At 39.7% G+C, this 11,838-nt stretch carries 12 protein-coding genes and 1 tRNA gene; 6 read left to right on the top strand and 7 right to left on the bottom strand.

Translation table 11 applies throughout. From position 1 onward, the window contains the following. Positions 1-29: 29 nt before the first annotated feature. A complete protein-coding gene (pyrG, locus tag ABD930_RS12210; protein WP_345232007.1) occupies positions 30-1,640 on the bottom strand; it encodes a CTP synthase in 1,611 nt (536 codons plus the stop codon). A gap of 279 nt (positions 1,641-1,919) precedes the next feature. Between pyrG and ABD930_RS12205 the strand changes: the two genes are divergently transcribed. The 4 genes from ABD930_RS12205 (at position 1,920) to ABD930_RS12190 (ending at position 5,376) form a co-directional block, all read left to right on the top strand. After that, positions 1,920-3,173 carry a DEAD/DEAH box helicase gene (locus ABD930_RS12205; protein WP_345232006.1) on the top strand — a complete coding sequence of 418 codons (1,254 nt, stop codon included), beginning with the start codon at positions 1,920-1,922 and terminating at the stop codon, positions 3,171-3,173. Positions 3,174-3,196: 23 nt separating this feature from the next. Continuing rightward, positions 3,197-3,931 carry a lysophospholipid acyltransferase family protein gene (locus ABD930_RS12200; RefSeq protein ID WP_345232005.1) on the top strand — a complete coding sequence of 245 codons (735 nt, stop codon included), beginning with the start codon at positions 3,197-3,199 and terminating at the stop codon, positions 3,929-3,931. 63 nt (positions 3,932-3,994) lie between these two features. Continuing rightward, positions 3,995-4,750: an ABC transporter ATP-binding protein gene (locus tag ABD930_RS12195; protein WP_345232004.1), complete on the top strand. Its 756-nt coding sequence runs from the start codon at positions 3,995-3,997 to the stop codon at positions 4,748-4,750. Between the two features lie 80 nt (positions 4,751-4,830). Then, a complete protein-coding gene (locus tag ABD930_RS12190) occupies positions 4,831-5,376 on the top strand; it encodes a cob(I)yrinic acid a,c-diamide adenosyltransferase (RefSeq protein WP_345232003.1) in 546 nt (181 codons plus the stop codon). Here the strand turns inward: ABD930_RS12190 and ABD930_RS12185 are convergent. From ABD930_RS12185 to trpS, 4 genes are all read right to left on the bottom strand, one after another. Beyond that, on the bottom strand, positions 5,373-6,308 hold the full coding sequence (locus ABD930_RS12185; protein WP_345232002.1) for a serine hydrolase: 936 nt from the start codon (positions 6,306-6,308) through the stop codon (positions 5,373-5,375). The two genes, ABD930_RS12190 and ABD930_RS12185, sit on opposite strands and share 4 nt — an antisense overlap. A gap of 6 nt (positions 6,309-6,314) precedes the next feature. Next, the gene (gene kdsB / locus ABD930_RS12180) at positions 6,315-7,049 is read right to left on the bottom strand and encodes a 3-deoxy-manno-octulosonate cytidylyltransferase (protein ID WP_345232001.1); all 735 of its coding nucleotides are present in this window, start codon (positions 7,047-7,049) and stop codon (positions 6,315-6,317) included. Between the two features lie 161 nt (positions 7,050-7,210). Beyond that, entirely contained in the window at positions 7,211-7,825 is a 615-nt protein-coding gene (locus ABD930_RS12175) for a deoxynucleoside kinase (RefSeq protein ID WP_345232000.1), read from the bottom strand. Between the two features lie 72 nt (positions 7,826-7,897). Further along, positions 7,898-8,893 carry a tryptophan--tRNA ligase gene (gene trpS, locus ABD930_RS12170; protein WP_345231999.1) on the bottom strand — a complete coding sequence of 332 codons (996 nt, stop codon included), beginning with the start codon at positions 8,891-8,893 and terminating at the stop codon, positions 7,898-7,900. A gap of 112 nt (positions 8,894-9,005) precedes the next feature. Between trpS and ABD930_RS12165 the strand changes: the two genes are divergently transcribed. Further along, positions 9,006-9,236: a DUF6965 family protein gene (locus ABD930_RS12165; protein WP_345231998.1), complete on the top strand. Its 231-nt coding sequence runs from the start codon at positions 9,006-9,008 to the stop codon at positions 9,234-9,236. 423 nt (positions 9,237-9,659) lie between these two features. Next, the gene (locus ABD930_RS12160) at positions 9,660-10,844 is read left to right on the top strand and encodes an MFS transporter (RefSeq protein WP_345231997.1); all 1,185 of its coding nucleotides are present in this window, start codon (positions 9,660-9,662) and stop codon (positions 10,842-10,844) included. Positions 10,845-11,196: 352 nt separating this feature from the next. Here the strand turns inward: ABD930_RS12160 and ABD930_RS12155 are convergent. Together ABD930_RS12155 and ABD930_RS12150 are read right to left on the bottom strand one after the other, a co-directional pair. Beyond that, positions 11,197-11,270 (bottom strand) — tRNA-Arg (locus tag ABD930_RS12155). Between the two features lie 69 nt (positions 11,271-11,339). Continuing rightward, positions 11,340-11,693: a DUF488 domain-containing protein gene (locus tag ABD930_RS12150; RefSeq protein WP_345231996.1), complete on the bottom strand. Its 354-nt coding sequence runs from the start codon at positions 11,691-11,693 to the stop codon at positions 11,340-11,342. Positions 11,694-11,838 lie beyond the last annotated feature (145 nt).

The following is an 11,838-nucleotide window of genomic DNA, read 5'->3' as shown; positions in this document are numbered from 1 at the left end:
ATACTAATGTAATGTATTTAAATTTAAAATTATCGTTTTCCCGCTTTAGCCAAAGCAGCGGCCACAAAGTTAACAAAAAGTGGATGAGGATTTGCTACCGTTGACTTTAATTCTGGGTGAAATTGACCAGCAATGAAAAAAGGATGGTCTTTTAATTCAATAATTTCAACTAAGCCATTATCTGGATTAATACCAGAAGCGATCATACCGGCCGTTTCATATTGTTTTAGATAATCATTATTGAATTCGTAGCGATGGCGATGGCGTTCACTAATTCTCGTTTTACCATATATTGCGGCAGCCTTGGTGCCTTTTTTTAGCTCACAGGGATAAGCTCCTAACCGCATGGTTCCACCCATATTCTTGATATGTTTTTGATTTTCCATCAAGTTAATCACTGGCTGTTTGGTTTTTTTGTCCATTTCGTAGCTATTGGCTCCTTTTAAGCCTAGCACATTTCGGGCAAACTCAATAACGGCAACCTGCATTCCCAAACAGATACCAAAAAATGGAATTTGGTGTTCCCTCACGTATCTAATCGCTGCTATTTTCCCATCCAAACCACGTTCCCCGAAACCAGGTGCTACCAGCACTCCATGTAGGCCTTTTAATTTTTCCTCTACATTGCCATCGTTAATGCTTTCTGCTGCTATACTTCGTACACTGACTTTACATTCATTTTGTGCGCCAGCATGAATAAAAGATTCGTTGATTGATTTATAGGCATCTGGTAATTCAACATATTTTCCTACCAAGCCAATTTTAATTTCTGCCGTCGGATTCTTGACGCGCCCTAAGAACGCTTTCCAATTTTCTAAATCCGGCTCATTTTTGTTGGATAATTTTAACTTGGCTAATACGGTCTTATCCAATTGCTCTTTCAACATTAAAAGGGGAACATCATAGATGGATTGCGCATCAGCCGATTCAACAACCGCATTGATATTAACATTACAGAATAAGGCGATTTTTTTTCGAATATCATGCCCAATACGATGTTCTGTACGGCAAACTAGTATATCGGGTTGTATGCCGTATTCTAAAAGCATTTTCACCGAGTGCTGGGTTGGTTTTGTTTTTAGTTCACCAGCTGCAGCGAGGTAGGGCACTAAGGTTAGATGGATCACCAATGAATCGTTACTGCCTAATTCCCAACGCAATTGACGTACGGCTTCTATAAATGGAAGTGATTCGATATCGCCAACGGTACCCCCTAATTCGGTAATCACGATATCGTATTTGCCTGTTTCTCCTAAAAGCCGCATCCGACGTTTAATTTCATCTGTGATATGTGGTACTACTTGAACGGTCTTGCCTAAGTAATCACCAGCACGCTCACGTTCAATAACGTGTTGATAAATTCGCCCAGTAGTCACATTGTTCGCCTGTGATGTAGGGGTATTTAAGAAACGTTCGTAATGACCAAGATCTAAGTCTGTCTCCGCACCATCTTCCGTAACATAGCATTCACCGTGTTCATACGGATTTAGTGTACCTGGGTCGATATTAATATAAGGGTCAAATTTTTGGATGGTCACACTGTAGCCTCTCGCTTGAAGTAGTTTTGCCAATGAGGCCGATATAATACCTTTACCTAATGATGAAGTAACACCGCCCGTAACAAAGATGTATTTGGTCATGATAATAAAATGGAAAATTATATGCTGTATATTGTTCTGATAACGATTAAAGCATGTTCTTGTACGGGATACAAAAGTAGAATTTTTTTTTGTCTTTTATCTGGAAATAAGGAATTGTTGGTAAATAAATAGGAGGTAGACGTAAGGTACGAGGTGTAAGGTATGAGGTTTTAAGCTTTAAATATAACACCAGTTTATAGCCTTAAGCTGTAAGCTTTAGGCAAAAAGCTCAAATAAAATTGCTATTTTTACACATCTCAAACAAAATAGTTTAGCATTTTGAATTTTAACGACTTTAATTTTGATGAGCGGTTATTAGAAGGCCTTACCAGCATGGGCTTTAAAACGCCAACACCCATTCAGGCACAGACCATACCGCTGATTTCCCAACAACATGATTTAATTGCGTGCGCACAAACAGGGACTGGTAAAACGGCTTCGTATCTTTTACCGATTATGGATGCTATCTGCAAGATGCCAGATCGTCCAACAATAAGTGCGTTAATTTTAGCGCCTACTAGAGAACTCGCCGTACAAATAGACCAGCAGGTCGAAGGCTTAGCTTATTTTACGGGAATTACTTCAATTGCAGTTTATGGTGGGGGAGATGGAATGGGGTATGAACAACAACGCCGAGCGCTTCGCGAAGGGGTTGATTTAGTCATAGCAACACCTGGAAGATTGATCGCACATATGGGGTCGGGCTCCGTTAAGCTGGAAGCCATTCGTTTTCTTGTGCTGGATGAGGCCGATCGCATGTTAGATATGGGATTTAAAGATGATATCCTGCGTATTGTACGGCAATTACCCGAACAACGGCAGACCTTGTTATTTTCTGCTACTATGCCGCAAAAAATACGTGCATTTGCAAAAGTCCTGCTAAAAAACCCTTCTCAGGTTAATATCGCTGTTTCTAAGCCAGCAGAAAAAATTAAACAGCTATATTATAAGGTCTTTGACCAACAAAAACTTAACCTGCTAAAACATATTCTTCAAGGTAATGAATATAAAAGCATCATTATCTTTTGCAGCACCAAAGAGCATGTGAAACTATTGGATAAAGAATTACGTTCATCCGACTTGAAAGTTAAAGCTTTCCATTCTGATTTACAGCAAGATGAACGGGAACAGATTCTGCTAAGCTTTAAGAATAGAAGATTGAATATATTAGTGGGTACAGATGTTCTTTCGAGAGGCATCGATATTGAAGGAATAGATTTAGTGGTAAATTATGATGTTCCTTCCGACCCAGAAGATTATATACACCGGATTGGTCGGACCGCTCGAGCAGAACATACCGGAACAGCCATTACTTTTGTAAACAGTCGCGATTTTCGTAAATTTATAGCTATTGAACGCCTGATGGATCGTAGTGTCGAAGAAACTCCTCTGCCCGATTTTTTAGGTGAGGGGCCGCATATCGTTCCTACTCAAAAGAAAAAGAAGAAAAAAATCTTTAAAAAGAGAAAAAGTAAAGGCTATGACCATCCCATAAAGGCAACGACAACCAGTGAAGATTCCAAGGCTTCCTAAAGGTAAAAGAAATAGGTGGTGATATGGTAAGCAAGCTTATTAGAAAAATACATTTGGGTATTTATGTATTCTGGGTTGTTTTCTTTTTTATTTTATTTTATCCCTTATTAGCTATCCTAGCCCGAAACCCCAAAAAGAATTTTTCGTCAATCGCCAAATATAGAAGACAAATTGCCCGATTAAGTACTTGGTGTAGCGGTTTTCGTTTTAAATTTAATATTCCGTATGACTTTACCTGGAATGGCGTTTATATTATTTGCGCCAACCATACGTCTATTTTAGACATTTCTGCTTTGGCAATATTGTGCAAGCAAGATATTTCTTTTATGGGTAAAATAGAATTGCTACGGAACCCCATCACTCGTTTTTTCTTTAAAACAATTGATATACCAGTTGATCGGAGAAGTAAGATCTCTTCCTATAAAGCTTTTAAGCTGGCACAGCAGCGTTTAGCGGAAGGGAAAAGTGTTGTCATTTTTCCAGAAGGAAAAATAGAAGACACTTATCCTCCCGTATTACAGGATTTCAAAAATGGGCCGTTCAAATTGGCTATAGAAAACAATATCCCTATTCTTCCGGTCGTTATAAATGGGTTATGGAAGCTCCTATGGGATGAAGGGAGTAGGGGAAGCAGACCTGGCCATTGTACGATCCATGTATTAGAACCTATAGAAACCACCTCACTTGGCATAGCAGCGTCTGATCAATTAAAAGATTACGTCCATCAGTTATTTGCTAATTACCTTATGGGTCCGTAAGTTTCATTTTAATGTAACAAATCGAGATAACAGACGTCTTATCCGTATTATCATATATAGCTTATGTCATCATCGCTCATAGACATCAAGGAAATAGGAAGAAAGTACGTTATTGGTGCCGAAACCATTCACGCGTTAAAGTCCGTAACCTTGCAGATTAATAAGGGAGAATTTGTAGCCTTAATGGGACCCTCGGGATCGGGTAAGTCTACCTTAATGAATATTCTTGGCTGCCTGGATACGCCCACCCGTGGAGAATACATCTTAAATGGTATAAAAGTTAGCGATATGACCGATGACGAACTGGCTGAAGTGCGGAATAAGGAAATCGGTTTTGTTTTTCAAACATTTAATTTATTACCCCGTTCTACCTCATTGGATAACGTGGCGTTACCTTTGATATATGCCGGATTAAGTAAATCAGCACGGGTAGAAAGAGCGCAAAAGGCATTAGAAAGTGTAAACTTAGGCAATCGGGTAGACCATAAGCCTAATGAGCTTTCTGGTGGCCAACGTCAACGCGTTGCTATCGCCCGAGCACTTATTAATGATCCGTCTATTATCCTTGCCGATGAACCCACCGGAAATTTGGATACCAAAACTTCTGTTGAAATTATGGGACTGCTAGAAGAAATCCACTCAAGAGGAAATACAATTGTTCTGGTCACTCATGAGGAAGACATTGCACAACATGCCCATCGGATTGTTCGCATGCGCGACGGACTGATAGAAGATGATTATCCTAATAAGGATATCAAAAGTGTTTCTCCGAGATTAGCGGCGCTAAAAGAAAAGGGTGCGGACTTTGAAGGAATATGAGTTGTGCGTTGTGAGCTATAACCTACAGCTTACAACCTATTGCCTTTTTTACTTTTTACTTTTGAATTTTTACTTTGAAAATGAAAATATACACAAAAACAGGTGATAGCGGACTTACCACCTTAATTGGTGGTACAAGGGTGCCTAAAGATCATATTAGGGTGGCTTGTTATGGTACAATCGATGAGCTTAATTCCTATATAGGCTTAGTTAGATGTTATGCTATTTCCTCAGCCACAGATACGCAACTTGAAGAAATACAGCAGTTGCTTTTTGCTATCGGTGCGGTATTAGCTGCCGACCCGGAAAAATCCAACATGAAATTATATGCATTGACTACGAGTGATGTTAAATTCTTGGAAAAGGCTATAGATCAAATGGACGGTGAGTTACCAACCCTCAAACATTTTATTTTACCTGGAGGTAGCATTTTGGTTTCTACTATTCACATCGCTAGATGTGTTTGTCGAAGAGCGGAACGCTTAGTTGTGCAGTTGGCTAGCGCTACAAGTGTACCAGAAAATGTTGTTATTTATCTAAATCGCCTAAGTGATTATCTCTTTATTCTGGCTCGGAAGATGGCTAAGGATACGGATACTAAGGAGATTATATGGCATGCCCGTTAATAGTTTAGCCCTTCCGAATAACGGGTGCTGCCTTCTGCTGGCTTCCATTCAGACTTAGGCTCAAAATAATTCCAAAGTAGAGCTGAAACCTTACGGGCCAGCTGCCATGCCTCATTATCTCCACTCCACCGCTGATCTTGTAAGTTTTTGGTAGCGATATAACAAACATAATCGCCATGGGGTGCATTAACCATTAGTAGTTCTGATCGCGAATCGTCTACCATCCCTTGTTTAGACGCACTTTGTATATATGGAGGTATCTGTGATAGGGCATATTCATCGTAATAAATGTGCGTCATCAGGCGATACATGCGTTCGGATGCAGCCTTACTAACCACTTCACCTTTTCTTATTTTAACCAGCAACTGCGCCATTTCCCTGGGTGTCGTCTGTCCCCAACCAAATTGCTTCCAATCTTTTTCTCTGCCATCCGTTCGAGAGTTTACCCGTGTATCATGCAAACCATAGGTTTCCATTAATGTGTTAATTGCCGCACCGCCGCCAGCTAAGGATTGGTTCCAAAGGGAAGTGGTATTATCGCTATAACTGATCATCAATGCAGCTAAGGTGCTTAAATCAATCTTGGTACTATCCTTAAAGAATTGTGCCAGTCCAGACCCACCGGTTTTCAGGGAATCCCGATATAGCATCGTTTGATGATACGTTAATTCGCCCTTTTCTATTTTGTCAAATAACCCGACTAAAATGGGCACTTTAACAATGCTTGCAGTTGGGAAGATGGTATCCGCATTTAGAGCAGCTTCCTTATCCCTTTTTACGTTGTAAACATAGAGGCCAACCGTTCCGTGAACGTCTTTCGCTGCCTGCTCCAGGAGATGCTGCAGTTTACGATCAGTTTTTTGGGCATTTACGCAGATAGTCGTAGAGAGGCAAAGGAGCGTGCAATAAAGAAAAACGTTAACATTCACCATAGCCCGTTATGATTGGTGATTGATCTTGTGGAGATCCTGAGGTTCATCTATTGCGAAGGTTTCAACGAAAGTTTCGGCCGTTTGTATACGGTAGCCGTTTTCCAGCCAGCGCAATTGTTCTAATGATTCCGCTTTTTCTAACGTCGAGAGGGTCAACTTCGTCAATGCTTTTAACACCGCACTCCGATAGCCATAGATACCGATATGTTTATAAAAGGTATGGTGCTTTAACCATTGTTCGGCCGGTATACCCCTTAAAAAGGGTAGCGTAGCCCTACTGAAATAAATGGCTTCCTTTTTATGATTCAGCAATACCTTGGGCGTGTTTGGATTAAATAGATCCTTATCATCCTGAATAGCCTTTACTAAGGTAGCGATCTGGGTTTCCTTTTCACGGAAACAAGCGGCAACCAAGTCTATTTGCCTAGGATCAATATAAGGTTCATCACCCTGAATATTAATCGCTATATCAAAATCTGTCTTATAGGCAATCACTTCCGCACACCTATCCGTTCCGCTCTGATGTGTGGCGGCAGTCATCATAACCTGACCACCGAAGGTATGAACATGATTTAGGATACGTTGATCATCAGTTGCCACAACAACCGTTTTTAGAGACGATGCTTTCAATGCCTGTTCATAAACGCGCTGAATCATACTTTTCCCTTGAATGTCGATTAAAGGCTTACCAGGAAAACGGGAAGAAGCATAACGTGCAGGTATAATTCCGATGATGTTCATAATTGTTATGTTAAGTATCAAGACATAAGTATCAAGATAAGAATAAATTAAAAATCCTGAAGAGCCTTGTCTTTACGTAAAACATAGCACATACAACTTAAAACTCAAAAGCTTTTTCACTTTCCATCTTGTGTCTTGTGTCTTACATCTTGTGTCTCCATTTAAAACAATCCATTTAAATTCTTCTCAATCTCTTCAATCACGAAACCAAGATCTTCAGGTTTATTGGCAAAATCCAATTTGTCTTTATCTAAAATTAAGAGTTTCCCTTCTTTATAACCCGTAATCCACTTTTGGTATTTGTCATTCAATTTGGATAGGTAATCCAATCGTATGCCAGCCTCATACTCTCTTCCTCTCAGCTGAATATTATCTACAAGCGTTGGTACGGACGCTTTTAAGTAAATCAAAAGATCTGGCGGTTTAATAAATGAAACAATACTTTCAAAAATCTCACTGTAATTTTCAAAATCCCTGGATGTCATTAAGCCCATATCATGCAGGTTCTCAGCAAAAATATAAGCATCTTCATATATCGTCCGGTCCTGAATAATATTTACATTCCTTTTTTGCAGATCAATGATATGACGAAAGCGACTATTTAAAAAGAAAATCTGTAAATTGAAAGACCACCGTTTCATATCGCTGTAAAAGTCTTCCAAATACGGGTTATCTTCGACTTCCTCAAACTGCGGTTCCCAACCTAAATGTTTAGCTAACAAACCCGTTAGGGTTGTTTTTCCTGCACCAATATTACCTACGATGGCTATATGCATATTCGTTATTCGTTATTTGTTTGATTTATGAAACGGATTACCGAAATCTTTTCTCTTTATGCATTCCGCTTCCTAAAATGGTTTAAAACCAATAATTTCCCGCACATCACTTATGGTTTTACGGGCACTTTCCCTTGCTTTTTCGGCACCTAAATTCACTACACGGCTAATATACGCTTTATCGTCGGCAATTGCTTCAATACGCGATCGCACCGGTTCTGTTGCCACAACCATGTCTTCTGCTAATTGTTTTTTTAAATCGCCGTAACGAATGTTACACGTATTGTATAGGTGATCAAAATGCGCCACGGTATCTGGTGTAGATACCACCGTCATTAAATCAAAAAGGTTCTGTATCTCCACAGGTTTTTGTTGATATTCCTGTGTTGGCCCACTATCGGTTACCGCACGCATGACCTTTTTCCTTATGGCTTCTGGCTTATCCGACAGATAAATACAATTCGCATCGCCCTCAGACTTTCCCATTTTACCTTTTCCATCCAAACCCGGGATTTTTATTAAGTTATCACTATAGCTAAAGGCGAAGGTTTCGGGGAAATAATCGTGTTGATACAAGCGATTGAAACGATTGCCGAAGGTCCTTGTCATCTCTAGATGCTGCTCTTGATCTTTACCCACAGGAACTTTTGTTGCTTTGTGCAGTAAAATATCTGCTGCCATTAAAACGGGGTAAGTAAGTAGACCAGCATTTACGTTATTGGGATTAGCACGCACCTTATCTTTAAACGAAGTAGCCCGTTCAAGTTCACCTACATAGGCATTCATATTTAGATAGAGATAAAGCTCGATAACTTCAGGCACATCAGACTGTACATAAATGGTAGCCTTCTCTGGGTCGATACCCGCTGCAAGATACTCTACCACAACTTGCTTGACATTATGGTGCAAATTTTCAGGTGTAGGGTGTGTCGTTAACGAATGTAGATCAGCAATAAAAAAGAAGCAGTTATATTCATCCTGCATGTTTATAAAATTCTTTATTGCGCCATAATAATTTCCGAGGTGCAATTTTCCGGTACTCCGGATTCCACTTACAACAGTTTCCATATAGTGGCGAAAATAAGGATTTCTCCGTAAATTTCATCACCGGTATATAAGTTCTGTCAACGATAAGATTAAAAAAAACTTCCTAACTTTACGCTTCTTTTATTTTATTAAAATGACACCAGAAGAGATAAAGAACTATTTTGATAGTAATCCGCCACCATTTGAAATTGAATGGAAACCTTGGGCTAAAATCGCGAATACCAAAAAATTTCTGGAAGCTTGCTATACGGCAATTGAGCATTACAAGGGTTCATACCAAAATTGTCCTGATTATTGGCACCTGTTGGAATTTTATAAAGATCGGGTAAGCGATCAAAATGCTTCGGAAACCCCTGCGGCTTGATAGGGGATAACTTCGTACTTCCTGCGTACCATCTTCGAGTCCAGGGTTAGTCCAGGTTTTTGCGATAAAGACCTGGACTAACCCTAGATAAAGCATGCATACATGCTATATTCATGGCGAAGATGGTACGGACATGATGTAAGGTTGGTACGACTCTTAGCCGAATCACGATTAAAGAATTTGCTAGATAGAAATTGGCATATTTTGATCAGTCTCATTTCATTCGACAGTTCAAGTATTTCTCTGGTTTTACCCCATCAGAATACCTCAAAACCGGAAATAGCTGCCCACGGATGATGTTATTTCATAAAGATTAATAGAAAAAACCAGTTTAATTGTCTGATCATACCCGTAATTCTGTCTATTTCACACCGCCTAAATTGTAGAAGAGTTAAATATCTTTGTTTTGATAAAAGAATGTATATGAAAATAAAAACCGGAGAATTTATAGCGATATCGGCATGTACCATGATGCTCACGGCTTTGGGGATAGATATCATGCTTCCAGTTTTTGGTGAAATAAGGAAACACTTTGAGTTAAGCCCCTCATCCACTGCCGCTGCAAACATCGTGGTTTTCTTTTTCCTCGGTCAGGTTACTCAAGTTATTTTTGGGGTACTGTCAGACCGTTTTGGTCGGCTAACCATACAGCGTATTGGGTTTCCATTGTATATCATCGGCGGAATCGCCGCTACATTTGCCCCAAATCTCGACGCCATGGTCGCTGCACGTTTCATTGCCGGTATGGGCGCATCAGCTGTTTTCATGACAACGATTGCCAGTGTGCGAGATCGATTTTCCGGCGATCAGATGGCAAAGATTCTTTCCTTGATTTTCACTATTTTCCTGTCCACGCCGGTATTCGCGCCATTTTTGGGTTTAGCCATTCTTTCTGTAGCATCGTGGCGTATGGTCTTTCTAACACCTGTATTATTTGCCATTGTAGCGTTTATCTGGTCGCTCAGGCTGGAAGAATCGCTTCCAAAATCGCAACGGAGTATCTTATCAGCAAAGAATATTTTTCTTTCCACGAAAGCCGTTTTAAGCAACCAGGTCTTTCTTCGGTATACAACGATTACCACGATGCTCTTCGCCGGTTTAAGCGCGTGGGTTTCCAGTTCTGAGCATATCATTACAGAAATTTACGGGAAACCATATTTGTTTGCCTGGATTTTTGGTGGTATTGGTCTGTTACAGGCTTTTTTTACGCTAACCAATTCGAGGCTTTCGTCTAAATTCGGAGCGCGTTCTACGTTACAAGGCCTACTTGTTGTTTATACCATAATAGCCGCCTGCTTGCTTGCATCAGATTTTTTATTTGGCGATCCACCCAAACTCCCCATATTTGTTACAGCTGTTGCGCTACTATTGGGTATCAATTTGGCCATCGAGCCTAATAGCAGCGCTCTTGCAATGGAGCCTATGGGGCGTATGGCCGGTCTGGCCTCATCCCTTTACGGAACTTTTTTCTTTTTTATCGGTTCGGGTCTCGGTTCGGTCATCAATATGTACATGAAAGATTCGGTGTCACCTATTATTGTCAGTTTTTTTACCTTCGGTATCGTCACCTTAATCCTTGCATTTAGCGATGGCAGGCCAAAAATGTAAAAAACAGACTTGAGGATGTTTCTTAGTTGCTTCATCAGAAAAACCGCTATCGGTATCTTAAAATCATATCATCTACTGATGTGCATAAAGCATTTTTGAAGGAGTTGGGGTTACCTCCGATTTTTTAGTTAGATATATGTTGATAGTATTCCCAAAATGTATAGTGAGGGCGAAATCAGAACAAGGCGAGATATAATTGGTTCGATATTCCCTGAAAAATTGGAATTTGATGGAAAGACTTATCGAACCGCAAGAATGAACGTAATCGCAAACCGTATCTTTCAGACAAACAGCGATTTATCCCAAAATAAAAACAGGAAAAGCGATAGTAATAATCACTTTTCCTGTTTAGTACGCCCATCAGGATTCGAACCTGAGACCGACGGTTTAGAAAACCGTTGCTCTATCCAGCTGAGCTATGGGCGCATGCTATTTTAAAGCGATGCAAAGCTAATAAAATCTTTTATTTTTGGCACCTATTTAATCAAATATTTTTTACGCTTTCTTTTCTAAATACGCTTTTAATACTGCTGCATTGTTATGTTTTTCATTCTGAGCAGCATACAGAAAGGTTACTTTTTTATGTTGTTTGAAAGTACGCATTGTTTCTTTAAGTTCGCTGTTGCTGTTTAATTCTGCTTGGTACTTTGATTTGAAATCTGTCCACTTTTCATCATCATGATTAAACCATTTCCTTAAATCCGTAGATGGAGCGAGGTTTTTCAACCAAAGGTCAATCTTTGCATCTTCTTTCTTGATTCCGCGTGGCCATAGGCGATCAACTAAGACACGGAAACCGTCATGTTCATCTACGGTTTCATATATTCGTTTTATTTTATAAGTAATCATAACTTATCCTATAGTATATCATCAGAACAAAACATACACCATATTTGTGTGTGAAACTATTCTGCCTATTCCACGGAGATCTAGTGTCTATGTTACACAATTATTTGTATATATTGTAAAATATAGTTTATTTAGTAAACTGATC

Source organism: Olivibacter ginsenosidimutans (genome assembly GCF_039542865.1).
GTDB classification, from domain to species: Bacteria; Bacteroidota; Bacteroidia; order Sphingobacteriales; family Sphingobacteriaceae; genus Olivibacter; species Olivibacter ginsenosidimutans.
Note: the sequence above shows the minus strand (reverse complement) of the source record. Positions and strands in the feature narration are given on the sequence as shown.